This window comes from Streptomyces sp. NPDC047982 (genome assembly GCF_043204165.1).
GTDB lineage: Bacteria > Actinomycetota > Actinomycetes > Streptomycetales > Streptomycetaceae > Streptomyces.
On sequence record NZ_JBIDBS010000001.1, the window covers coordinates 280,623 to 304,771 of the forward strand.

The 24,149-nt window shown below is 69.1% G+C and carries 21 protein-coding genes, 1 tRNA gene and 1 pseudogene; 15 read left to right on the forward strand and 8 right to left on the reverse strand.

Annotated features, from left to right (window positions below):
• The first annotated feature begins 309 nt into the window (after window positions 1–309).
• Window positions 310–837, forward strand: coding sequence for a peptidylprolyl isomerase (locus ACGF2V_RS01235; protein ID WP_362619430.1), 528 nt, complete (start codon window positions 310–312; stop codon window positions 835–837).
• 153 nt (window positions 838–990) lie between these two features.
• Window positions 991–1,893 carry a rhomboid family intramembrane serine protease gene (locus ACGF2V_RS01240; RefSeq protein ID WP_362619432.1) on the forward strand — a complete coding sequence of 301 codons (903 nt, stop codon included), beginning with the start codon at window positions 991–993 and terminating at the stop codon, window positions 1,891–1,893.
• A gap of 354 nt (window positions 1,894–2,247) precedes the next feature.
• Here the strand turns inward: ACGF2V_RS01240 and crgA are convergent, their stop codons facing one another.
• Window positions 2,248–2,502: a cell division protein CrgA gene (crgA, locus tag ACGF2V_RS01245; protein WP_362709902.1), complete on the reverse strand. Its 255-nt coding sequence runs from the start codon at window positions 2,500–2,502 to the stop codon at window positions 2,248–2,250.
• 141 nt (window positions 2,503–2,643) lie between these two features.
• Between crgA and ACGF2V_RS01250 the strand changes: the two genes are divergently transcribed.
• From ACGF2V_RS01250 to ACGF2V_RS01275, 6 genes are read left to right on the forward strand one after another with little or no spacing between them, the layout of a single operon-like run.
• A complete protein-coding gene (locus tag ACGF2V_RS01250) occupies window positions 2,644–3,411 on the forward strand; it encodes a DUF881 domain-containing protein (RefSeq protein ID WP_362619437.1) in 768 nt (255 codons plus the stop codon).
• Between the two features lie 26 nt (window positions 3,412–3,437).
• Window positions 3,438–4,166: a class E sortase gene (locus ACGF2V_RS01255; RefSeq protein ID WP_362709900.1), complete on the forward strand. Its 729-nt coding sequence runs from the start codon at window positions 3,438–3,440 to the stop codon at window positions 4,164–4,166.
• Window positions 4,167–4,224: 58 nt separating this feature from the next.
• Window positions 4,225–4,407 (forward strand): hypothetical protein, encoded by a 183-nt coding sequence (locus ACGF2V_RS01260; RefSeq protein WP_362619441.1) that lies wholly within the window; start codon window positions 4,225–4,227, stop codon window positions 4,405–4,407.
• Entirely contained in the window at window positions 4,404–5,042 is a 639-nt protein-coding gene (locus ACGF2V_RS01265; protein WP_362619443.1) for an aminodeoxychorismate/anthranilate synthase component II, read from the forward strand. Before ACGF2V_RS01260 ends, ACGF2V_RS01265 begins: the two co-directional genes overlap by 4 nt.
• Window positions 5,039–6,658 carry a class E sortase gene (locus tag ACGF2V_RS01270; protein WP_362619445.1) on the forward strand — a complete coding sequence of 540 codons (1,620 nt, stop codon included), beginning with the start codon at window positions 5,039–5,041 and terminating at the stop codon, window positions 6,656–6,658. Before ACGF2V_RS01265 ends, ACGF2V_RS01270 begins: the two co-directional genes overlap by 4 nt.
• A 27-nt stretch (window positions 6,659–6,685) precedes the next feature.
• Window positions 6,686–7,414 carry a class E sortase gene (locus tag ACGF2V_RS01275; protein ID WP_362619448.1) on the forward strand — a complete coding sequence of 243 codons (729 nt, stop codon included), beginning with the start codon at window positions 6,686–6,688 and terminating at the stop codon, window positions 7,412–7,414.
• Between the two features lie 129 nt (window positions 7,415–7,543).
• Here ACGF2V_RS01275 and pknB read toward each other — a convergent pair whose 3' ends face one another.
• The 6 genes from pknB to ACGF2V_RS01305 form a co-directional block, all read right to left on the reverse strand.
• Window positions 7,544–9,526 (reverse strand): Stk1 family PASTA domain-containing Ser/Thr kinase, encoded by a 1,983-nt coding sequence (gene pknB / locus ACGF2V_RS01280; RefSeq protein ID WP_362619449.1) that lies wholly within the window; start codon window positions 9,524–9,526, stop codon window positions 7,544–7,546.
• Between the two features lie 167 nt (window positions 9,527–9,693).
• A complete protein-coding gene (locus ACGF2V_RS01285; RefSeq protein ID WP_362619453.1) occupies window positions 9,694–11,148 on the reverse strand; it encodes a penicillin-binding protein 2 in 1,455 nt (484 codons plus the stop codon).
• On the reverse strand, window positions 11,145–12,545 hold the full coding sequence (locus tag ACGF2V_RS01290; RefSeq protein WP_362619456.1) for an FtsW/RodA/SpoVE family cell cycle protein: 1,401 nt from the start codon (window positions 12,543–12,545) through the stop codon (window positions 11,145–11,147). Before ACGF2V_RS01290 ends, ACGF2V_RS01285 begins: the two co-directional genes overlap by 4 nt.
• Window positions 12,546–12,567: 22 nt before the next feature.
• Window positions 12,568–14,073 (reverse strand): Stp1/IreP family PP2C-type Ser/Thr phosphatase, encoded by a 1,506-nt coding sequence (locus ACGF2V_RS01295; protein ID WP_362709896.1) that lies wholly within the window; start codon window positions 14,071–14,073, stop codon window positions 12,568–12,570.
• A 129-nt stretch (window positions 14,074–14,202) separates the two neighbouring features.
• Window positions 14,203–14,718: an FHA domain-containing protein gene (locus ACGF2V_RS01300; RefSeq protein WP_362619460.1), complete on the reverse strand. Its 516-nt coding sequence runs from the start codon at window positions 14,716–14,718 to the stop codon at window positions 14,203–14,205.
• A gap of 10 nt (window positions 14,719–14,728) precedes the next feature.
• Complete coding sequence (locus tag ACGF2V_RS01305) at window positions 14,729–15,589, reverse strand: DUF3662 and FHA domain-containing protein (RefSeq protein WP_362619462.1); 861 nt, start codon at window positions 15,587–15,589, stop codon at window positions 14,729–14,731.
• A gap of 316 nt (window positions 15,590–15,905) precedes the next feature.
• On the opposite strand from ACGF2V_RS01305, the gene ACGF2V_RS01310 reads away from it, so the two are divergent.
• The 7 genes and pseudogenes from ACGF2V_RS01310 to ACGF2V_RS01340 all read left to right on the forward strand — a co-directional run bounded on the left by ACGF2V_RS01310 (window position 15,906) and on the right by ACGF2V_RS01340 (window position 22,603).
• A tRNA-Leu gene (locus ACGF2V_RS01310) sits at window positions 15,906–15,988 on the forward strand.
• A 370-nt stretch (window positions 15,989–16,358) separates the two neighbouring features.
• Entirely contained in the window at window positions 16,359–18,080 is a 1,722-nt protein-coding gene (locus ACGF2V_RS01315) for a histidine kinase (RefSeq protein ID WP_362709893.1), read from the forward strand.
• Between the two features lie 34 nt (window positions 18,081–18,114).
• Window positions 18,115–18,774 carry a response regulator transcription factor gene (locus tag ACGF2V_RS01320; RefSeq protein ID WP_362619467.1) on the forward strand — a complete coding sequence of 220 codons (660 nt, stop codon included), beginning with the start codon at window positions 18,115–18,117 and terminating at the stop codon, window positions 18,772–18,774.
• A 144-nt stretch (window positions 18,775–18,918) separates the two neighbouring features.
• Window positions 18,919–19,403, forward strand: a pseudogene (locus ACGF2V_RS01325) (hypothetical protein); the annotation flags it as partial.
• Window positions 19,404–19,710: 307 nt separating this feature from the next.
• On the forward strand, window positions 19,711–21,150 hold the full coding sequence (locus tag ACGF2V_RS01330) for a DUF2252 domain-containing protein (protein ID WP_362619470.1): 1,440 nt from the start codon (window positions 19,711–19,713) through the stop codon (window positions 21,148–21,150).
• Window positions 21,151–21,209: 59 nt separating this feature from the next.
• A complete protein-coding gene (locus ACGF2V_RS01335) occupies window positions 21,210–22,211 on the forward strand; it encodes a hypothetical protein (protein WP_362709890.1) in 1,002 nt (333 codons plus the stop codon).
• A gap of 47 nt (window positions 22,212–22,258) precedes the next feature.
• Window positions 22,259–22,603: a rhodanese-like domain-containing protein gene (locus ACGF2V_RS01340; protein WP_362619475.1), complete on the forward strand. Its 345-nt coding sequence runs from the start codon at window positions 22,259–22,261 to the stop codon at window positions 22,601–22,603.
• Between the two features lie 297 nt (window positions 22,604–22,900).
• Here ACGF2V_RS01340 and ACGF2V_RS01345 read toward each other — a convergent pair whose 3' ends face one another.
• Window positions 22,901–24,124: an acyl-CoA dehydrogenase family protein gene (locus ACGF2V_RS01345; RefSeq protein WP_362619477.1), complete on the reverse strand. Its 1,224-nt coding sequence runs from the start codon at window positions 24,122–24,124 to the stop codon at window positions 22,901–22,903.
• Between the last annotated feature and the right edge of the window lie 25 nt (window positions 24,125–24,149).

Here is a 24,149-nt window from a genome sequence, read left to right on the forward strand (position 1 = left end):
CCGCATGTGTTCCTGCGGGGAGCCGCACGCGGTGCGGGCCGGCGGTGCGCGGTGCGGGCCAGGGGAGTCCGGGCCAGGCCATGGGCGGGCCGAGGCGCGTGAGGCGGGCGGGGACGTCTGCCAGGGACGATGCCTGCCGTCGGGCGGGGATCGGGCAGGGGAGTGGGCGGGGCGCGCGGGGATCGGGCAAGGAGGTGAGCGGGGCGCGCGCGGGGTGGCGGCCTCGGGCGCCGGAACGGGCGGTCCGTGCGAGGATCGGCGGGCGTCACTGAACATCTGACGTCACCGAGGACTCACGGAAGGCAGATCGTGGCCGAGCAGCTTTACGCCACCTTGAAGACCAACCAGGGCGACATCGAGATCCGGCTCCTGCCGAACCACGCCCCCAAGACGGTCAAGAACTTCGTGGAGCTCGCCAAGGGCGAGCGCGAGTGGACGCACCCCGAGACCGGCAAGAAGTCCACGGACAGGCTGTACGACGGCACCGTCTTCCACCGTGTCATCAGCGGCTTCATGATCCAGGGCGGCGACCCGCTGGGCAACGGAACCGGCGGCCCGGGGTACGAGTTCGGTGACGAGTTCCACCCCGACCTGGCCTTCACCAAGCCGTACCTGCTGGCCATGGCCAACGCCGGTCCGGGCACCAATGGCTCGCAGTTCTTCGTGACCGTCGCGCCGACCGCCTGGCTGACCGGCAAGCACACCATCTTCGGCGAGGTCGTCGACCCGGCCAGCCAGAAGGTCGTCGACGCCATCGCGTCCACCCAAACCAACCCCCGCACCGACCGTCCGGTGGAGGACGTCGTCATCGAGTCGGTCGTTATCGAGAACCGCTGATCACCTCCGGTCACCGGGTGATCACATTCTGATCGTCCGGTCGGGAACCAATTGCCCTGCTCGTCCGTACTTGTTACATGGCGGACGGGCAGGGCTGTGTTGTACGTGCCGCCGCCGCGACCAGGACCGAGGTGACCGGGAGTGAGGGGACCGATGGACGAACAGTCGCCGGAGGGCCGGGAGCGGCCGGGCGCCGCGGACGGTTCGCTCGGCTGCCACCGCCACCCCGGCCGCGAGGCGCACATCCGCTGCACCCGGTGCGACCGTCCGATCTGCACCGACTGCATGGTCGACGCCTCGGTCGGCTTCCAGTGCCCGGACTGCGTCCGCCGGGGGGCCGGTACGGGGCACGACCCGGCCGCCGCCCGTCCGCGTACCATCGCCGGCGGTACCCTCACGGCCGATCCCCGGCTCGTCACCAAGATTCTTCTGGGGATCAACGTCGCCGTGTTCGTCGCCGTCCTGGCGAAGGGCGACGAGTTGGTCAACGAACTGCTGCTGTTCGGCCGCGCGCCCACCTACGAGGGCGGACCGTTGGAGGGCGTCGCCGAGGGGCAGTGGTACCGCCTGGTGACGTCGATGTTCCTGCATCAGGAGATCTGGCACATCCTCTTCAACATGCTGGGGCTGTGGTGGCTCGGAGGCCCGCTGGAGGCCGCGCTCGGCCGCGCCCGCTACCTCACCCTCTATATGCTCTCCGGCCTGGCGGGAGGGGCGCTCACCTACTGGCTCTCCGCGCCGGGGCAGGGCTCGCTCGGCGCCTCCGGCGCGATCTTCGGCCTGCTCGGTGCCACCGCCGTGCTGATGCGCCGACTCAACTACGACATGCGCCCGGTCTTCGCGCTGCTTGCCGTGAACCTGATCATCACCTTCAACCCCTGGGGCGGAATCGCCTGGCAGGCGCATGTGGGCGGTCTGATCGCGGGCACGCTGATAGCGATCGGCATGGTGCACGCGCCTCGCAAGCGGCGTGCGCTGGTGCAGTACGGCACGTGTGCGCTGGTCCTGGTGGCGGTGATCGGCATCGTCCTCGCCCGGACGGCCGCGCTGACCTGAGCCGCCGCCCTGACTCGCCCCGCGTCGGCCTGAGGGGGCGGCTGCCGTGCGTGGGCCGCGACCGGCCTGGTTGTCCACAGCGTGTGTCGGATCTTGTGCGTTCCGTGGGAACAACTGAGCCCCTTGTCACTGAGCTGGGCTTTTCCAGCGAAGACAAGGGGCGTGCCACCCCTGGAGGAGGGGGGCCGTAGTCACATCGGTGTCAACAGTCGGTGAGTTATCCACAGATCGTCTGACCTTTTCCCCTGCCTGTGGATAACGCTGTGGGTAACTCGGGGCAAGGGTTGTGCGAGCGGGGCCCGATGTGGCACGGCGCTCGTCGTCGGAGCGGGTCGGACCGGCCGCTGCCCTACTTCACTTCCACTGTGTGGAGACGCCGAAGCCACCGGCGATGAAGCCGAAGCCGACGACGATGTTCCAGTTGCCCAGCGACGTGACCGGAAGTTCGCCGTCGGTCACGTAGAAGACGACGATCCAGGCCAGGCCGATCAGGAAGAGCGCCAGCATGACCGGCGCCACCCAGCTGCGACTGGTCAGCTTGATGTTGCTCGCCTGCTTCGGCGGAGGGGGCGTGAAGTCGGCCTTCTTGCGGATACGTGACTTCGGCACGAGGAACTCTCCTGTCGATGCGCTGCGTGACCGCGCAGGTAACTGTGGCTGGCGCCGGGGCGGGGTGCGAGGGGGAGTACTGCCTCCCCCGGGCGTCCGTTAGCGTAGTGCTTCCGTGGCTTAGAAGGAGATAAGGGTACGTTGAGCAATTCCGCCGACTCTCCCCGATCACCGGCCCGCCGCGTCTTCCGGCACTCGGCCCGGGTGCTCACCGCTGCGGTTTTCGCCCTCGCCGGACTGATCTTCGTCACCAGCGCCAATACGGCCAAGGGCACCAACATCCGCACCGATGCGTCCCTCCTGAAGCTCTCCGACCTCATCCAGCAGCGCAGCGGCAAGAACGCCCAGCTCGACGAGACCAACGCGTCCGTGCGCAAGGAGATCGACGCCCTCGTCCGGCGCGACGACAGCGCCACCGAGGCGGAGAACGCCCGGCTCAAGCAACTGGAGCGGGCGGCGGGCACCACGAAGCTCTCCGGCCATGCGGTGTCCGTCACCCTCGATGACGCCCCGCCCGATGCCACCGCGAACCCCGGCTACCCCGATCCCCAGCCCAACGACCTGGTGATCCACCAGCAGGACCTCCAGGCGGTCGTCAACGCGCTCTGGCAGGGTGGCGCCCAAGGCATCCAGGTCATGGACCAGCGGCTCATCTCCACCAGCGCGGTCCGTTGCGTCGGCAACACCCTGATCCTCCAGGGCCGCGTCTACTCCCCGCCGTACAAGATCACCGCGGTGGGCGACCCGGCCGCCCTCAAGCAGGCGCTCGACGACTCCCCGGCGATCAAAAACTACCTGCTGTACGTGAAGGCGTACGGGCTCGGCTGGAAAGTCGACGAGCAACAGGCGGTGACTCTTCCCGGCTACTCGGGCACAGTGGACCTCCACCAGGCGGAGCCGGCGAAGTAGCGAGCTGCTGTGGGGAGGCCGACGCGGTGTCGGTGCGACTGATCGTGCGGACGTTCAGCGAATTCTGCATCACCGTCGGCGCCCTGATCGTGCTCTTCGTGGTGTATGTGCTGTTCTGGACCGGGGTACGGGCCGCGGGCGCGGCCGAGGACCAGATCGGCACTCTGCGCGACCAGTGGACACGCGGAAAGGCGTCCGCCTCCGGGGCCCCGGTGCCCTCCGTGTCCGCCGGACCTTCCTCGTCCCCGACGGCGGCGCCGGAGCCCGCCCCCGCGGCGTCGTACCGGGACGGCAAGCCGTTCGCGATGCTGTACATACCCCGCTTCGGCAAGGGGTGGGAGTGGCCCGTCCTGGAGAACACCGAGGCCGGAACCCTGCAGACGGGAATCGGCCACTACTCCGGGACCGCCCGCCTCGGCGAGCGGGGCAATTTCGCGCTGGCTGGGCACCGCCGCACCTACGGCGACCCGTTCAAGGACTTCCCGAAGCTCCGCCCAGGGGACGCGGTGCTGTTGACGGACGGGACGACGTGGTTCACGTACCGTGTCGACAAGAAGCCCTACCGGACGGTGCCGAGCGACATCGGGGTCATCGATCCCGTCCCCCGCAAGTCCGGCTTCGACGGACCGGGCCGCTATCTGACGCTGACCACCTGCGAGCCCGAGTGGGGGAGCAGTCACCGGCTGATCGCCTGGGCTTACCTCGACGCGACCCAGCCCGTGACCGACGGCAGACCGGCGGCTTTCCACAGCTGACCCCCGTGCGCGCCTCGGCCCCTTTAGTCTGGTTCCCGTACCGAATGGAGGGGACTGCATGTACGGCTGGATCTGGCGGCACTTGCCGGGCAACGTATGGGTGCGTGCGCTCATCTCGCTCGTGCTGGTGCTGGCCGTCGTCTACGCGCTTTTCCAGTACGTCTTCCCGTGGGCGGAACCACTGCTTCCGTTCGGCGACGTGACGGTCGACGGTGAGACCGGATCGGGGGCCGGACGATGAGTACCCGCATCCTCGTCGTGGACAACTACGACAGCTTCGTCTTCAACCTCGTCCAGTACCTCTACCAGCTCGGCGCCGACTGCGAAGTGCTCCGCAACGACGAGGTGACCACGGCGCACGCCCAGGACGGCTTCGACGGAGTCTTGCTCTCCCCCGGCCCCGGCACCCCCGAGCAGGCGGGTGTATGCGTGGAAATGGTCCACCACTGCGCGGCGACGGGCGTCCCGGTCTTCGGGGTCTGCCTCGGGATGCAGTCGATGGCGGTGGCGTACGGCGGTGTGGTGGACCGAGCCCCGGAGCTGCTGCACGGCAAGACCTCGCCGGTCGTCCACGACGGCAGGGGGGTCTTCGCCGGCCTGCCCTCCCCCTTCACCGCGACCCGCTACCACTCGCTCGCCGCCGAACCGGACACGATTCCGCCGGAGCTGGAGGTGACGGCCCGCACGGCCGACGGCATCATCATGGGGCTGCGCCACCGTGAACTGCCGGTGGAGGGCGTGCAGTTCCATCCGGAGTCGGTGCTGACCGAGCACGGCCACCTGATGCTGGCCAACTGGCTGGCGCAGTGCGGCGACACGGGAGCCGTCGCTAGATCGGCAGGGCTCGCGCCGGTGGTGGGCAAGGCAGTCGCGTGACCGACCTCCGCCCCGAACCCGACGCCGGCCCGGGCAGTCCGTACGAACGAGGTGCGTACGAGGCGGGTGCCTCCGGGACGGCGAGCGCGTTCGAGGTGGCGGGCTTCGAGGATGCGGGCGCGTTCGAGGAGGCGGTCGGGCGGCTGTCCGATCCACTGAACGATCCGCTGCCGGGGCCGGTTCCGGGACAGCACACGTCGCCATGGTTCAGGGCGGACGTCGCGCCGCAGGAGGAACCGGGGCCGGGGCACGGACAGGAACGAGGACGGGGACGGGGGCAGCACCGGGCTCCGGACCATCGGGCGCAGGCCCCGGCCCCGGACGGGGCACAGCCGTCGCAGCCACCGCAGTCGGCCCGGCTGTCACAGCCGTCACGGCCGGGGCGTGGTTCCCAGGAGACGCCGGCGGAGTGGTACGACCCCGAGGGCTTCGAACGGGACTGGTACGGACCGCGGAACCCCGCACCGGAGCCCGTGGCGCGAGCCGTACCCCTGCCCTCCTCCCGGGCCTCCTCCCCCGCGACCGCCCCCTCTCCCGTGTCCCCCCCGTCCGTGGCCTCCCCTGCCGCGAACGACGAGGCGGCCGGGACACGGACCACCGGGGCTGTGGGCGCGGACGACTCGCTGGCGTCGACCCGGAAGATGCCTGCCCTTTTTGTCCCCGTCCCTGATTCCGGGCCGGAGCAGACGCCGGACCTGGAGCAGACGTCGGACCTGGGGTTGGCGTCGGACCTAAAGGCCGCGTCGGACCCGGAGGCGGCCTCGGACCCGGACTCGGAGGAACCGAGTACCGGAGGCCGAGCCGAGCGCCGACGGGCCGCGAAGGGGCGGGGCCGCCGACGTGCCGAACCGCCGCAGGAGTCCGCGAATCCCGCCCCGCCGACGCCCGGCAGGCCGATGTCGCGCGTCGAGGCGCGGCGTGCGGCGCGCGCGGCCAAGGAGAGCCCGGCCGTCGTCGCCAGCCGGGTCGTCGGGGAACTGTTCATCACGCTCGGTGTGCTGATGTTGCTGTTCGTCACGTACCAGCTGTGGTGGACGAACGTACGCGCCGGTCAGTACGCCGGCAAGGAGACGGACAAGATCCAGGACGGCTGGGCGAAGACGAAGGGCGACCGCACTCCCGGTGCCTTCGAGGCGGGGCAGGGTTTCGCCATCCTTCACATCCCCAAACTGGACGTGGTCGCTCCGATCGCGGAGGGCATCAGCAAGGAGAAGGTCCTCGACCGGGGGATGGTCGGCCACTACGCCGAGGGCGCGCTGCGCACCGCGATGCCGTCGGACAAGCAGGGAAACTTCGCGATCGCGGGGCACCGCAACACGCACGGCGAGCCCTTCCGTTACATCAACCAGCTGGACCCCGGCGACCCGATCGTGGTCGAGACGCAGGACACGTACTACACGTACGAGATGACGAAGTTGCTGCCGCAGACCTCGCCGTCCAACATCTCGGTCATCGGCCCGGTGCCGCCGGAGTCGGGTTTCACCAGACCCGGCCGATACCTCACGCTGACGACGTGTACACCGGAATTTACGAGTACGTACCGTTTGATCGTCTGGGGCAAGATGGTCGACGAACGACCGCGCAGCAAGGGGAAGCCCGACGCGCTTCTCGACTGACACATCATCACCACAGGGACGGGTGCGGTGACAACGAGGACCGAGTACGAAGAGCTGACCGGTGAGTCCGCGCCCCCGCCACGGCGTGCGGGTCGCCATCCCGTCGCGACCGCGATCAGCGTCTTCGGTGAACTCCTGATCACCGCGGGCCTGGTCCTGGGGCTCTTCGTGGCGTACTCCCTCTGGTGGACCAATGTGCTCGCCGACCGCGAGGCGACGAAGCAGGGCGACACCGTCCGCGACCGCTGGGCGGACGGGCCGGGTGCGCTGGACATCAAGGACGGCATCGGCTTCCTGCACGTTCCGTCGATGAAGAACGGTGAGGTGCTCATCAAGAAGGGCACCGACACCGAGACCCTCAACAGCGGCATCGCCGGCTACTACACGGAGCCGGTGAAGTCGGCCCTGCCGTGGGACAAGGAGGGCAACTTCACCCTGGCGGCGCACCGCGACGGGCACGGCGCCAAGTTCCACAACATCGACAAGGTGCGGACGGGCGACTCGATCGTCTTCGAGACCAGGGACACCTGGTACGTCTACAAGGTGTTCAAGGAGCTTCCCGAGACGTCGAAGTACAACGTCGACGTGCTGCTGCCGGTCCCGAAGGGATCGGGCGCGAAGAAGCCCGGCCGCTACATCACGCTGACGACCTGTACACCGGTCTACACGTCGAATTACCGCTACATCGTGTGGGGCGAGCTGGTGCGCACGGAGAAGGTCGACAAGGACCGTACGAAGCCGGCGGAGCTGCGCTGACGCCCCTTCGGGCACCGTGCGCCGCGCGTCGTACGGCCCCGGCGGTGTGCGAACACGGCCCTGACTGGACGGCAAAGGGCCCCGGTCACCCGTTGTCGGGTGCCGGGGCCCGAATGAGGCCGGCCCGGGTCAGTCTTTCCGGTGGCCGTTCGGGCCGCCGAAGCTGTTGCCGTCTCCTCCACCCGGAATGGTCATCACGGCGACCTCGCTGTTCTTGTCGACCTGCTGTCCCTGTCCCGGCTGGGAGGTGACGACCCGGGCGTTGTCGTCGTTCGCGCCCTGTACCTGACCGAGCCGGAGACCCGCCCCGGCGAGCAGGTTCTTCACCTCTCCGAGGGTCTTGCCCTGGATGTCGGGAACCGTGGTCTGTTCGGGCTGCTTCGGGCCCTTCGAGACCGTCAGGACGATCTGGGCGTCCAGCGGCTGCGCCGAGTTCCCCGGCGGGTTCTGGCTGATGACCGTACCCGCGGGCTTGTCCGAATCGACGTCCGTCCTGGAGACGTTCTTGAAGCCCAGGGCGGTGAGCTGAGCCACCGCGTCGTCGTAACTCCGGTCGGTCACCGGCGGAAGCTGCTGAGTGGCCTGCTTGGCAACCGTGATCGTGACCTCGGAGTTCTTCTCGGCCTTCGTGCCGCTCTGGGGGTCCTGCTTGATGACCGTGCCCGGGGAGCTGTCGGATTCGACCGTGGTGACGTTGACCGTGAAGCCCTTCTCCTGAAGGTACTTGCGGGCGCTGGCCTCGGACTTCTCCGTGACGTCCGGGACCTCGACCTTCGGCGGACCGGCGGAGACGACGACCGTGATGGTGTCCTTCTCGACCATCTTGTCGTCGGTGGTCGGGGTCTGGCTGCAGATCTTGTCCTTGGGCTGGTCCTCGCAGGGTTCGTGCGCACCGACCTTGAGGACGACGTCGGCCCTCTCCGCGCGTGTCTGGGCCTCGTCCACGGTCAAACCGACCAGGTTCGGCACGCTGATCTGGTTGCTGTCCTCGCCGCCGAACAACGCCTTGCCGATCAGGATCGCACCGATCAGGACCAGAACGCCGGCGGCGACCAGCAGGATCGTCGAGGTGTTGCTCTTCTTCTGGCGGCGGCGGTCCGGGCGGTCGTCGTAGCCGAACCCGCCGTCGTCCGGATTGACCGGGGGCAGCATGGAGGTGGCGCCCGCGCCGTTCTGGTCGGCGGAGTGCAGCGCAGTGGTGGCCTGGTCGCCGTACCCGCCCTCGTAGCCGCCGTAACCGGGTGCGCCCATCGCCGCCGCGGCGGCGACCGGCTGACCGTCGAGGCACGCCTCGATGTCGGCGCGCATCTCGTCGGCCGACTGGTAGCGGTAGTCGGGGTCCTTGACCAGGGCCTTCAGCACGATCGCGTCCATGGCGGGCGTGATCTCGGGGTCGAAGTTGCTGGGCGGCTGCGGTTCTTCCCGTACGTGCTGGTAGGCGACGGCGACGGGGGAGTCCCCGACGAACGGCGGCCGGACGGTCAGCAGTTCGTATAGCAGGCAACCGGTCGAGTACAGGTCGGAGCGCGCGTCGACCTGCTCGCCTTTGGCCTGCTCCGGCGAGAGGTACTGGGCGGTGCCGATGACGGCCGCGGTCTGGGTCATCGTCATGCCGGAGTCGCCCATGGCGCGGGCGATGCCGAAGTCCATGACCTTGACCTGGCCGGTGCGCGTGAGCATGACGTTCGCCGGCTTGATGTCGCGGTGGACGATGCCCGCGCGGTGCGAGTACTCCAGCGCCTGGAGGATGCCGACGGTCATCTCCAGGGTGCGCTCGGGCAGCAGCTTGCGGCCGGAGTGCAGAAGCTCCCTGAGCGTCGATCCGTCGACGTACTCCATCACGATGTACGGGATGGAGACCCCGTCGACGTAGTCCTCGCCGGTGTCGTAGACCGCGACGATCGCCGGGTGGTTGAGCGAGGCGGCGGACTGGGCCTCACGGCGGAACCGGGCCTGGAAGGACGGGTCGCGGGCCAGGTCGGCCCGGAGTGTCTTCACAGCTACGGTGCGGCCGAGCCGGGTGTCGTGTGCGAGGTAGACCTCGGCCATGCCACCACGGCCGAGCACCGAGCCCAGCTCGTACCGGCCGCCGAGGCGACGCGGCTCTTCCATAACTGTTCCAGCCCTCTCCGTCAGTCCCGACCGCACCGGTGCGCGGTCCGGCGGTGTGCTGCTCGCGCCTACGCTACCGGCCGCGCACTACCCGATCGGCCCGGAGACCGGACCTGATACCTGACCGGTATCCGAAGGCGCAGGTATGACACTTGGTGTGACGGTCATCACTTCTTTTCAATGACCGCCTTCATCACTGCCTTGGCGATCGGGGCGGCCAGACCGCCACCGGAGATGTCGCCGCGGTTCGCCTCGCCGTCCTCGACGACCACGGCCACGGCGACCGGCGAGCCGTTGTCGGCCTTGGCGTACGAGATGAACCAGGCGTACGGCTTCTCGCTGTTGTTGAGGCCGTGCTGGGCCGTACCGGTCTTGCCACCGACGGTGACGCCGGGGATCTGGGCGTTCTTACCGGTGCCGTCCTGGACGACGGTCTCCATCATCTGCTGGAGCTTCTGGGCGTTCTCGGCGGAGAGGGGCTGGCTGAGCTGTTCCTTCTTGTGGGTGTAGATGACGTCGAGGTTGGGTGCCTGACGCTCGGCGACCATGTACGGCTGCATCAGCTTGCCGTCGTTGGCGACCGCGGCGGCGACCATGGCCATCTGGAGCGGGGTGGCGCGGTTGGACGCCTGGCCGATGCCGGCCATGGCGTTCTGCGGCCGGTTGTCCTTGGGGTAGACGCTGGCGTCGGCCCGTACCGGAGTGAAGATCTCCTCGTTGAAGCCGAACTTGTCGGCCTGGTCGATCATCTTCTGGTTGCCGAGGTCGTCGCTGATCTTGCCGAAGACGGTGTTGCAGGACCACCGCAGCGCTTCCCGGAGCGAGGCGTTCTCGCACGGGATGTTGCCCTCGTTCTTCAGAGGGAGTGTCGACTGGGGCAGCTGCCAGGGCAGCGGCGAGTTCGTCTTCGCGTCGATGTCGGTGTACAGCCCGTTCTCCAGGGCCGCGGCGGCGGTGACGACCTTGAAGGTCGAGCCCGGCGGGTAGGTCTCGCGCAATGCCCGGTTGAGCATCGGCTTGTCCTTGTCCTCCTGGAGCGTCTTCCATGCCTTCGAGTCGTCGTCGGAGTTGCCCGCGAAGGTCGAGGGGTCGTACGAGGGGGTGCTCGCGAGGGCCAGGATGGCACCGGTCTGCGGGTCGATCGCCGCGACGGCGCCCTTCTTGCTGCCGAGTCCCTTGAAGGCGGCCTTCTGGGCGGCGGAGTTGAGCGTGGTGACGATGTTGCCGCCCTGCTTCTTCTCACCGGTGAACATCGCCAGCGTCCGGTCGAAGAAGAGCTGGTCGTCGTTTCCGGTGAGGATGCCGTCCTCGATCTTTTCGATCTGGGAGGCGTCGAACGCCTGGGAGGAGTACCCGGTCACGGGGGCCCACATGGGGCCGTTCTTCCAGACCCGCTTGTACTTGAAGTCGCCTTCCTTGGTCTCGACCGAGCCGGTCACCGGGTTGCCGTCGACAATGATGTTGCCGCGCTCGTGCGCGTAGCGCTCGATGCGGACCCGGCGGTTCTCCTCCCGGCTGTTCAGTTCGTCGGCTCGTACGAACTGGAGATAGTTGGTGCGCACGAGCAGGGCGAGGATGAGGACGCCGCAGAAGATTGCGATCCGGCGCAGGGGCTTGTTCACGTTCGGACCACCTGGGTCATCTCGGCGTCGGGGGACGGTGCGGGTGCCGGTGCGGGGCGGCGGGCGGTGTCGCTGATCCGGATCAGGATGGCGATCAGCATCCAGTTGGCGAGCACGGAAGAACCGCCTGCCGCGAGGAATGGCATGGTCATGCCTGTCAGCGGAATGAGTCCCATGACACCACCGGCGACGACGAAGACCTGAATGGCGAAGGAGCTGGAGAGACCGATCGCGAGAAGTTTGCCGAAGGGATCGCGTGCGGCGAGGGCGGTGCGAATGCCGCGCTCCACGATGAGACCGTAGATCAAGAGGATGGCCATCATTCCGGCAAGGCCGAGCTCTTCGCCGACGGTGGCAAGGATGAAGTCGGAGTTGGCGGCGAAGCCGATCAGGTCCGAGTTGCCCTGGCCGAGTCCGGTGCCGAGAGTTCCGCCGGAACCGAAGGCCATGAGGGACTTGGCCACCTGCTCGCTCGCGGCTTCCTTGCCCCAGCCCGCGAAGGGGTCGAGCCAGGCGGTGACGCGCTGCTGGACGTGTGGCTCGAACGAGGCGACGCCGACGGCGCCCGCAGCGGACATCAGCAGACCGAAGACGATCCAGCTGGTGCGTTCCGTGGCCACGTACAGCATGACGACGAACATGCCGAAGAACAGCAGGGAAGAACCGAGGTCGGTCTCGAAGACCAGAATCAGGATCGAGAAGGCCCAGACCATCAGGATGGGGCCGAGGTCACGGCCCCGCGGCAGGTAAAGGCCCATGAAGCGACGGCTGGCCAGGGCCAGGGCATCGCGCTTGACCATCAGGTAGCCCGCGAAGAAGACCGTGATGATGATCTTGGCGAACTCGCCGGGCTGAAGGGTGCCGATACCCGGGATGCGGATCCAGATCTTGGCACCGTTCACCGCTGGGAAGAACATCGGAAGGATCAGCAGGAACAGCGCTACGACCATGGAGATGTAGGTGTAGCGCTGCAGGATGCGGTGGTCCTTGAGGGCCAGCAGTACGACCACGAGCAGTCCGACACCGATCGCCGAGAACATCAGCTGCTTGGACGCGGCGGGTGCGAAGCTCGTCAGCGCCTGGAATCTCTCCGACTGGTCCAGGCGCCAGATGAGGGCAAGGCCCAGACCGTTGAGCAGCGTGGCCAGAGGCAGGAGAAGCGGGTCCGCGTAGCGCGCGAATCTGCGCACGGCGAGATGCGCGATGCCTGCGAGCAGGGCGAGCCCGAGGCCGTATCCGAGCATGCCGGAGGGCAGTTCGCCGTTGAGGGCGAGGCCCACGTTCGCGTAGGCGAAAGCCGAGATGAAGACGGCGAAGACAAGCAACGCCAACTCTGTGTTGCGGCGGCTCGGTGCGCCGATCGCGCCGATCGTGGTCGTATTGGTGACAACGCTCATGGTGCTGAAGGCCCCCTACGGCTTACTGCTTACCGCACTGCGGGACCAGCTTTTTCTCTTCCGCCGAGAGGCTGGGACCAGGAGTGGGGGTCGCTGCGGTCGACTTGGTCTTGGCGGTGCCCGGTGCGTCGGGCGGCTTGACGGCGTCCGAGTCCGTACCGCCGGCTTGTGCTTCGTCGGAGCGAGCCTTCTCGGCCGCGCGTCGCTGGGCGTCCTTCTTGCAGGCGGATGCCTGGACGGCGAGTTCGCCGATCTTCTCGCGGGCGGAGGCGAGATCGCTCTCGGCGATGGTCGCCTCGACCTGCTTGCGCTGGTAGGCCGGGAGGTACTTGAGTTCGATCTCGGGGTGGTCCTTCTCGACCTTCGAGAGCGAGACCCACGCCAGGTCCTGGCTGATGCCTCGGAACAGTGCGACGTGCTCGTTGTTCGCGCCGACGTAGAACTGGTTCTGCGTCCAGCGGTATCCGCTGTAGACGCCACCGCCGATGACGGCCAGTGCCAGGACGGTGTAGAGGGACCTCTTGAGCCACTTCCGGCCGCCGCCCGGCTTCACGAAGTCCTCGTCCGTGTATGTGTCGAAGGAGCCTTCCGGCATTCCTCCGTACCCGGCGGCGTCACCGCTCCCGGGCGGGCCGAACCCGCCCGCGGGAGGCGGTACGGGGCGGCCCAGGCCGGCCGCCCGCCCGGCGGGGGTCTGCATGGCGGCCGTGCTCTCGGCGGCCGTCATCTGCGCGGCCTGATTCTCGGCGACCGCGCCGACGACGACCGGGGTGTCGCTGAGCTGCCCGGACAGGGTGTCGTTGTTGTCGACGTCGACGACGTCGGCGACGATGCACGTGATGTTGTCCGGGCCGCCGCCGCGCAGAGCGAGCTGGATCAGCTCCTGAATGGTCTCCTGGGGGCCCTGGTAGCTGGCGAGGGTCTCCTCCATCGTCTGGTGGGAGACGACGCCCGAGAGCCCGTCGGAGCAGATCAGGTAGCGGTCGCCGACCCGGACCTCACGAATGGAGAGATCGGGTTCGACATGGTCACCACTGCCCAGCGCACGCATCAGGAGGGCCCGCTGCGGGTGGGTGGTGGCCTCCTCCTCGGTGATCCTGCCCTCGTCGACCAGCCTCTGCACCCAGGTGTGGTCCTGGGTGATCTGAGTGAGCACGCCGTCGCGCAGCAGGTACGCGCGGGAGTCGCCGACGTGGACGAGACCGAGGCGCTGCCCGGTCCAGAGCAGGGCGGTGAGCGTGGTGCCCATGCCCTCCAGCTGGGGGTCCTCCTCGACCATCATGCGCAGCTGGTCGTTGGCCCGCTGGACGGCCGAGCCGAGCGAAGTGAGGATGTCGGAGCCCGGGACGTCGTCGTCGAGCTGGACGAGCGTGGAGATCACCTCGGAGCTGGCGACCTCGCCGGCCGCTTGGCCGCCCATGCCGTCGGCGATGGCGAGCAGGCGCGGACCGGCATAGCCGGAGTCCTCGTTGCCCTCCCGGATCATGCCCTTGTGCGATCCGGCGGCGAAGCGCAGGGAAAGACTCATGCGCACCTCTCCCGTCGGCTCGGGGTACCGCCGGTCTCGAGCCACACTGCCCACCCTCCGGTCGGGAGCCGGGCCGGGTCCGTTGTCCGGGCCGCCGCCGCTCGCTCGCTCCGCTCGCTCATTGTCGTACTACTTCCGCAGCTCGATGACGGTCTTGCCGATACGGATCGGCGCGCCCAGCGGAACAGGCGTCGGGGTGGTGAGCCGGGTCCGGTCGAGGTACGTGCCGTTGGTGGACCCGAGGTCCTCGACGATCCACTGACCGTCACGGTCGGGGTAGATCCTGGCATGCCTGCTGGACGCGTAGTCGTCGTCCAGCACGATCGTCGAATCGTGGGCCCGTCCCAGCGTGATGGTCTGCCCCTGAAGGGCGACCGTGGTGCCGGTGAGCGACCCCTCGGAGACGACCAGCTTCGTGGGCGCTCCCCGGCGCTGGCGGCCGGACTGCTGGCGCTGCTGCGGCGGCGGCGCCGCACTCTGGCGTGCCTGCTGCGGTCGTGCGTCGTTCGTGGTGCGGCGTGAGCCGCGCTGCGTGACGCGCGTTCCGAACAGGTCGCTGCGGATGACCTGGACGGCCACGATCACGAACAGCCACAGAACAGCCAGGAAACCTAGCCGCATGACCGTCAGGGTCAGCTCTGACATTGCCCCCGCTTCACCCTTCGGCTTGCCGGTAAACGATGGTGGTGCTGCCCACGACGATCCGCGAGCCGTCGCGGAGCGTAGCGCGGGTGGTGTGCTGCCCGTCCACCACGATGCCGTTGGTGGACCCGAGATCCTGGATCGTGGAGGGCGTTCCCGTCCGAATCTCACAGTGCCGGCGCGATACGCCGGGGTCGTCGATCCGAACGTCGGCGTCGGTGCTGCGCCCCAGTACCAGCGTCGGGTGGGAGATCTGGTGGCGAGTGCCGTTGATCTCGACCCAGCGTCGAACCTGCGCGTTCGACAGGGGGCCGGGGCCGCCCGGCGCTTGGCGGTCGGCGCCGGGTGCTCCGGGCCTGGACCCGCCCGGCGGCGGGGCCGTGGGCATGGGCGGGGCGGAGGTGGGCGGGTAGCCGTAGCCGCCGGTGGGCTGCGGCGGCCGTCCCTGGCCCGGGTGGTTCGGCGATCCCTGTCGGCCGAAGTCCTGGTGCTGTGACGAACTCGACGCCAGGGTACGGCTGCGTACCCGGTAGAGACCGGTGTCGAGATCTTCGGCCTTCTCCAGGTGGACCTTGATGGGGCCCATGAAGGTGTACCGCTGCTGCTTGGCGTAGTCGCGGACCAGCCCGGAGAGTTCGTCGCCCAACTGGCCCGAGTACGGGCTGAGTCGCTCGTAGTCGGGAGTGCTGAGCTCGACGATGAAGTCGTTGGGCACGACGGTCCGCTCGCGGTTCCAGATCGTCGCGTTGTTGTCGCACTCGCGCTGGAGGGCTCCCGCGATCTCCACCGGTTGGACCTCGGACTTGAAGACCTTGGCGAAGGTGCCGTTGACCAGACCCTCGAGACGCTGCTCGAAACGCTTCATGACTCCCATGGGGCACCTCCTCCGTTGTGGTCGGCCCGGTACTGCTTACTGATCGTATCCACGCGTCGGGAAATCGGCTGGTTCCCCTTGTCTGCCCTGTGGATGAGTGTCACCTCTCACACGGATCGTAGAGGCGGCCTCCTGACAGTGTCCCGCACAAGGGGGGTACTGAGGAGGAGTGGGGGCCGCCGTTCGGCGTTCCCGGTTCCCGCCATGCCTTCGATGAAAACAACGGATGTGAATCCACCCTGTCCAGCGTGCTAATCTTCCGGATGTCGCCAGGCAATCGCACCAAACGGTGAGAGAGCCCGGAAACACCACTCATGCGCGAGTGGCGGAACGGCAGACGCGCTGGCTTCAGGTGCCAGTGTCCTTATGGACGTGGGGGTTCAAATCCCCCCTCGCGCACAGGGGAGAAGCCCCACAGGTCAACGACCTGTGGGGCTTCTTCGTTCCCGGCATTCCGGGACTTTTCGGTGCTTCCAGTGGTTTCCAGCGCTTCCAGCGCCTCCCGATGCTTTTCAGTGGTTCACGGAGGTCGTTGGCTGCTGTGCTTGCTGGGGCTGCTGGGTTCGAGGCGTTCCCGGTGTTCGCTGTGTGTCCGTTGCTTCGTGGCGTTTCAGACCTTTCCAGTGCCTTCTGGTGTTCTAGGGGCTACATACGGTTCGTGGGGCTGAGGGCGTTTCTGGGGTTTGTGCGACGGTCGACGACTTTCGTTGGGGGCGGTGCGACGAAAGTGGGGCGTCGTACACATACGGGGCTGTCTAGGGTGCTGAGCGTGGACGCGATATCGAAGCTTCGGGCCGGGTGGCGATGGTGGGCCGCGCCCGAGCTGTGGTCCCGGCGCAGGACGGCCGGCGAAGTGGTACTGGCCGTGGTTTTGGGGCTGCTCGCGGCCGGTACGCAGGAGCTGCTGCGCAGCGGGGAACTGCGCTTGTGGACGGTGTCGGCCGCGGTCGTGGTGCTGTCCCTGATGAGGCGCCGACTGCCCGTGACGGTGCTGGTGGTGACGTCCGCCCTGGCCGGCCTGTCCGAGGGCTTCGCGCTGCTGCTGATGGTCGTGGCATGGAGTTCCGGGCGCAGGATCGCGGGGGCGGGGCGGGCCCTGGGCGCCTTCACCGCCTCGTACGCCCTCTACGTCGGGCTGACCGTCGCGGTGAACTGGTCGACATTGCGACCACTGACACAGGTGCTGTTCACCACCCTCTACTTTCTGGCGACGACCCTCGTGCCCGGCCTAGCCAGCCGGTACTGGACGCAGCGCCGGACCCTGCTGCACGCCCTCCAGGAGCGCAATGCCCAGCTCATCCGGGAGCGGGCCATGATCGTGGGCCAGGCGCGGCTCATGGAGCGCCAGCGGATCGCTCAGGACATGCACGACAGCCTCGGTCATCAACTGGCTCTCATCTCCGTCCATACGGGCGCGCTGGAGGTCGACCGGGAGCTGACGAAGCGGCAGCGGGAAGTGGTCGGGGTGCTGCGGGACGCCTCGGTGCACGCGATGCACGAGTTGCGCGAGGTCGTCGGCATTCTCCGGGACGGCGTCGAGGCACCGGCGCACGGCGCCGAGGGCGGGCAGCCGACGGCGCGCGGGACGGCCGGCATCGAGGAACTGACGGCGGCCGCGCGGGTCGCCGGGAGCGCGGTGGAATTTCGCCGGACCGGCGAGGTGCGGGAGCTCGCGGGGCCCTCGGACCGTGCGGCCTACCGCATCGTCCAGGAGGCGCTGACCAACGCGTACAAGCACGCGCCGGGTGCGACGATCACGGTCGAGCTGCGCTACGAGCCGGATTCCTGCGTCGTCGAGATCGTCAACGGACCGCCGATCGATGCCGGGCCCGCAGTGGAGGTGGTCAGCGGCGGGCAAGGACTGCCCGGACTGCACGAGCGGGCCAGGCTGGTCGGCGGCATGGTGCACACCGGCCGGACCGAGGACGGGGGATTCCGGGTGGCCGGAGTGCTTCCGTACGGCACCGAGGGCGCGCCCGGTGCCGCGGTGGGTGCGCCGATGGTTGATGTGGAGGACGACTTTCGGCAGCAGTCGCGGAACGCCCCGCGGGGGAACGGTGGTCCGGTCATGGACTGGACGGTTTCCGAGCGGGAGTTGGCGATGGGTGGCAACAGGAGAAGCACCGGCAGCGGGATCGCGCTGGGCTGCGGCATAGGCGTGGGAGCGCTGGTGCTGCTGGTGCTGGCCTGCGGGTTCGGCCTGTACTTCCTGATGACGGAGGCGAACAAGGCGATGATCGACCCGAATCAGTACCAGTCGATCAAGGTCGGGACGGCTGAGGACGAGGTGCGGGAGCAGTTGCCCGACGGAGATACATTCATGGCGGCCGACCTGGACCGTGAGGGGCCCAAGAAGCCGGCCGGGGCGCGGTGCCTGGTCCTGATGTCCTCCGAGCTGAGCGACGACCTCAACACCGAGCCCGTGTTCCGGTTCTGTTTCCGGGACGGCAAGCTGATCGAGAAGAGGTCCTACGAGGTCGCCAGCAGATGAGGCGTCCCGGGACGACCGCGGGGGTGCGAGTGAAGTGACGGGGCAGCCGATCAGGGTCGTCATCGCGGACGACGAGCCCCTCATCCGGGCCGGGATACGGATGATCCTCACCTCCGATCCGTCCATCGAGGTGGCCGCGGAGGCTCCGAACGGGCGTGAGGCCGTCGAGCTGGCCCGCGCCCACGCTGCGGACGTGGTGCTGCTCGATCTGCAGATGCCGGTGATGGACGGGCTCACGGCGCTGACGGAACTACGCACCGCGGCACCGAAGGCACGGGTGATCGTGCTCACGACGTTCGGTGAGCGGGAGAACGTCCTGCGGGCTCTGGAGCAGGGCGGCGCCGGCTTCCTGCTCAAGGACACCGCCCCGGCCGAACTGATCCAGGCTGTGCGGGCGGCGGCGGCCGGGGACGCCTATCTCTCGCCCGGCGCCACCCGGCATGTGGTGGACCAGCTGACGCTGGGGCGGGCCGCCGTCCGGGGCGAAAAGGCGCGGCAGCGGGTAGCGGCGCTCACTGAACGGGAGCACGAGGTCCTCGGACTGCTCGGGGAAGGGCTCTCCAACGCGGACGCGGGCCGACGCCTGCATATGAGCGAGGCGACGGTGAAGACGTACGTGAGCCGGATTCTGGCGAAACTGGGATGTGAGAACCGCGTGCAGGCCGCGTTGCTGGCGAGGGACGCGGGGCTGTAGAGAGGCCGTCCGGCGCGATAGGGCGTGGCGGGGTGAACCCCGTTCGATCCATGGCGAAACCGTTGAGTCATGACGCCGTGTTTCACGTGAAACAGGCCCGCGTGCCGCCGTCGGCTCCACCGCTGCTGCCGTGGACGGTCTGCGGTCGACGTGGTCGGGTCGGGGACGAGTGCCCAGGTGCTTGCGCAGACGCTGCAGGACAAGGGCGACGGCGCGCTGAGCGTACGGGCGGTCCCGGACTGCGCGAGCGCGGTGAACCACCTGGCGACACAGGCGAGTTACGGCGCCTACCTGCCGGGGAAGCACTCCGAGCTGTTGTGGCGAGCGCGTCCTTTGACACCAGTGCCATGGCGGTCGAGCAGGTCTGCGCGAAGGTCGCCGCCGAACACGGGCACCCCCTGCAAGGTGACCGACACGGCCCCGACCGCGAACGGCGATCCGACCAGGCAGGCCACCTTCTTCCTGCTGGTCGCGGCGAGCATCGGCTCCTACGCGTCGGTCGCGGTGATAGGTGGCGTGGGCGCGGGGCTCGCACTGCGGTCAGGGCCGCGCTGACGATGGCCGCGTCCCTGGTGGTGAGCCTGATCAGGGGTGGTGTTCACGGGCCGCTGTTCGGCCTGGTGGATCACGAAGGGCGGCCGACTGGGGCGGTCCGCTGTTCGTCTACGGCGGCCGGAGGGGCGGCCCCAGGCTGCCGGAGGCCCTCGGCTGTTGGAGGGTCCACAGGCCGGCAGGCGGTTTCCACAGAGTTTTCCACAGGGGGAGACGATCTTCGGCCGACAGAGGTAGCGTCGTCGCGGTTGGTCTGCGACAGGGCACCGGGCCGGTGCGCAGGACGGAGTCGGGGGAGGCTGCGCGCCCATGTGTGAAAACGAACCGACGGCTCTGGGACGAGTGACAGCGGCGGGGCGAGGGACAGCGCTGGATCGAGCTGTGATGTCGGATCAGTGGGCCGCGACAAGGGGGCCGCGCATCCCGGTCGTGCCGGGATTCGCGCCTCGGGCGGATGCGGCGGCCCAGGGCTCCGGGAAGGCGTCGCGGTCGCCCAAGGCGGCGGGCAAGGCGCTGCGGGAGCGGGTGTCCAGGGCCTCGCATTCCTCGTTGGTCATTCCGCCCGGGCGGCCGGACGCCGTGGAGGCGGTCGAGCAGTCGAATCTGGGCAGGGTGCCCGATCTCGCGCCGATACGGGTGGGGCGGATGGCGGCCACGCCGTTCGCGTTTCTGCGCGGCTCGGCCGGATTGATGGCACATGATCTGGTGGGCACGCCGGTCACCCGGGTGGGCGCCCAGCTCTGCGGCGACGCGCATGCGGCCAATTTCGGCTTGTACGGCGATGCGCGGGGCAGCCTCGTCATCGACCTGAACGATTTCGACGAGACCGTGTTCGGCCCCTGGGAATGGGACCTCAAGCGCCTCGCCACCTCGCTGGTGCTGGCCGGGAGGGAGGCCGGGGCGGATGAGGACACCTGCCGCCGGGGTGCGTACGACACGGTGGGCGCGTACCGGCGGACCATGCGGCTGCTGGCCGGGCTGCCCGCGCTCGACGCCTGGAACGCCATCGCGGACGAGGAACTGGTCTCGCACACGGACGCGCGGGATCTGCTCGGCACGCTGGAACGCGTCTCGGAGAAGGCCCGCAGCAACACCAGCGCCCGGTTCGCCGCCAGGTCCACCGAGAAGTCCGGTGACGGCGGTCGCAGCTTCGTCGACGCCCCTCCCGTGCTGCGGCGGGTGCCGGACGAGGAGGCCGCGGCGGTCGCGGCGGGGCTCGGTGACTACCTGGGCACGATCTCCGAGGACATGGTGCCCCTCCTCGGCAGGTACGCGATACACGACGTGGCTTTCCGGGTGGTCGGCACGGGGAGCGTCGGCACCCGCTCCTATGTGGTGCTCCTGCTCGATCACCGGGGCGAACCCCTGGTGCTCCAGGTGAAGGAGGCGCGGCCCTCGGCGCTCGCGCCGTATCTGTCGGCCGTCGGATTCGACGTGCCCGAGGCGGCGCACGAGGGGCGCCGGGTGGTGCTCGGGCAGAGGCGGATGCAGGTCGTGAGCGACATCCTGCTGGGTTGGGCGACCGTGGACGGACGTCCGTACCAGGTACGGCAGTTCAGGAACCGTAAGGGCAGTGTGGACCCGGCGGCCCTGGCGGCCGACCAGGTGGACGACTACGGCCGGATGACCGGGGCGCTGCTGGCGCGTGCCCACGCGCACAGCGCCGACCCGAGACTGATCGCCGGATATTGCGGCAAGAGTGACGAACTGGACGAGGCCGTGGCGGCGTTCGCGGTGACGTACGCGGACCGTACCGAGGCGGACCACGCGGAGCTGCTGCGGGCCGTGGCGTCGGGGCGGATAGCCGCCGAACCGGGTGTGTAGCCGGGGCGTTCCGCCACCGTGCGTCCTCGGGGCGGTGGTGGTGGCCATACGCTGGACGGGTGACGCACGAAGCCGCCGGGGTGCCGACCACCCGGAACGACGATGACCGGCAGGACAACGAGCAGCATGCACAGCCCGAGCAGCCCGAGCAGCCCGAGCAGCCCGAGCAGCCCGAGCAGCCCGAGCAGCCCGAGCAGCCCGAGCGGGACAGTCGGTCGGCCGGTGGCGGTCCGGGGACCGGAACCGCCACCGGGAGCGGTGGAGCCACGGACGGGGCGGCCGAGGAGGCACGTCCCGAGGCTCGGCTCGCCAAGGCCGTGCGGGTGGCGGAGCAGGCGCTGATCGAGTTCGAGATTGCGGTGGAGACCTTCCGGGTCGAGGTCGAGAACTTCTCCCGGTTGCACCACCAGAAACTCGGCCCGATGTACGCACGCCTGGACGAACTCGACGCGCAGATCGCGGAGGCCCGGGCCGCCAGAACGGGGGACCCCGAGGACCTGCGCAAGGCGCGTGAGGCCCGGGCGGCCGTGATGCCGATGCCGGGCGTCGACGAGCTGTTCCACGACTGGATCGACTCCGACGGGCTGTCCCCCGAGGCGGCGGCGATGCTGACCGAGCAGCCGGTCCGGCCCCCGAAGCGGGTCCGGCCGACCGACGAGGCGCGCAGGCTCTACCGCGAGCTGGCACGCAGGGCCCACCCGGACCTGGCACAGGACGACACGGAGCGGGCACGCCGGGAGGAGTTCATCACCCGCGTCAACGCCGCCTATGGGCGCGGTGACGAGGCGCTGTTGGAGGAGCTGGCGCGGGAGTGGGCGGCGGGTCCGGTGGTGCCGGAGGCGGAGCTGAGCGAGAGCGAGGAGCTCTATGCCCGGCTGAACTGGCTGACCCAGCGCAAGGAACTCCTGACGGTTCTGGCGCAGGAGCTCGAGGAGAGTGCGATCGGGGCCATGCTGCGGATGGCGCCAGACGATCCCGACCGACTGCTCGACGAGATCGCCGAGCAGTTGTTGGCCGAGGTCGCCCGGCGCGAGGAGGAGCTGACGGGACTGGTGCAGTAGCGTTTCCTGGTGACTCAGGAGCGCACGTACGAGAGAAGGCACACCCCATGAACTTCGCCCCGCTGCCCTCGGTGGATGCTGCGGCGGTCCCGTCGGACGGCTTCGTGCTGGACGTCCGGGAGGACGACGAATGGGCGGCCGGCCACGTGGAAGGCGCCCTGCACATTCCGATGAGTGGCTTCGTGGGGCGCTTCGGTGAGCTGACCGAAGCCGTCGAGGACGGTCGGCGCGTGCATGTGATGTGCCGGGTCGGTGGTCGGTCCGCCCAGGTCACCCAGTACCTGGTGGGACAGGGCATCGACGCCGTGAACGTCGACGGCGGCATGCTCGCCTGGGACGGTGCCGGGCGCCCGATGGTCACCGACAACGGCAACGCGGCCGTCGTGCTCTGAAACGGTCCTGGGCGCGTCCCGAGGCCGCTGAGGGGCCCGAGGAGCCCCGAGAAGGTCCCGGGGCGGCCTGAGGAGCCCGAGAAGGTTCCGAGGCAGCTCCCGCCCCCCGTTTCCTGAACCGGAGGGTGCGCACGGCCTTCCCGGGTCGGCTCCTGGAAACACGGGGACGCCTGGACCCCGGCTCGGCTCGGACCCGGTGCGGTTCGGCCCCACTGAGCCTCGGGTGCCCACTGAGACTTGGGTGCCCGTGCCGGTGCCGGTGCCGGTGCCGTTCGGCCGGGCCAGGCGCCGGTCGGGTCAGCCGAGAAGGTGCCCGGCCAGCAGGTCGCCCAGTGCTTCCTCGTGCGCGGCAGCCGGGCCGAGGGAAAGCTCCACCTGCTTCGCCCAGGCATGGAACCGGTGCAGGGAGTAGTCGGTGTCCGCACCGAACCCACCGTGCACATGCTGTGCCGTTTGAACGACCCGGCGGACGCCCTCCGAGGCCCAGATCTTCGCCACGGCGATGTCGCCCTCGACCGGCAGGGCGCCGTCGGCCCCGGTGGACAGGCGCCAGGCCGCCTGCCAGAGCGTGACCTCCATGGCCCGAAGGTCTATGTAACGGTCCGCGGTCTGTACGGCGACGGACTGGAAGGTCGCGATCGGATGGCCGAACTGCTCGCGCCTGCCCGCGTATTCGCTCGTCATGTCGAGCACGGCTTCGCCCAGTCCCAGCGCGAGTGCGCACGTCCCGGTGGTGAGCAGGGCGCGCAGCCATTCCCAGGCCCCGGCGGTGTCGATCAGGGCGTCGCCGTCGACGCGCACCGCATCCAGCCGGACCTCGGCGAACAGTTCACCGCTGGTGGAGAACTGCTCGGCCAGGGTGACGCCTTCCTGGGAGGGGCGGACGAGGGCGATGACCGTCCGGCCCTCTTCCGTACGGGCAGGTATCGCGATCCGGTCCGCGGAGGCCGCCCACGGCACTGCCGTCTGCACCCCGTTCAGCACCCGTACGTCGTCGTGATCCCCATGGCCGGACGCATCACGGCGGTCACCACTGGGAGCGTCGCCCAAGGCGTCACCGGTGCCTCGTCCCGCGACTTCTCGGGGGACGGCTCGGGCGGTGACGGCGAGTTCCGCCGGGTCGTGGCCGGAGCGGCCGTTGGCCCCGACGGTGAGGAGCAGTTCCCCTCGGCCGACCCGGGGCAGAAGACCGGCGGCCGACGCCGGGTCACCGTAGCGCTGGAGCGCCATCGCGACCGCGCACGTCTCCAGCAGCGGCACCCGCGCGAGCACCTTGGCGGACTCCCGCAGCACCAAGCAGAGCGCGACGAGGTCGAGCCCCGCCCCGCCGTGTTCCGGTGACAGGGTCAGGCTCAGCAGGTCGCTCGCGGCGAGCCGGGCCCACAGACTGCGGTCGATGTCGTCGGCCACCGCGCCCGGCACGAGAGCGGGGCTGGGAACACCGTCGGGTGCGACACCCGAGAAGACCGCTTCCGCCGCCTCCGCGGCCGCCCGCTGTTCCTCGGTGAAGGTGAAGTCCATCGTCCCTGCCTCCCGCGAAACGCCG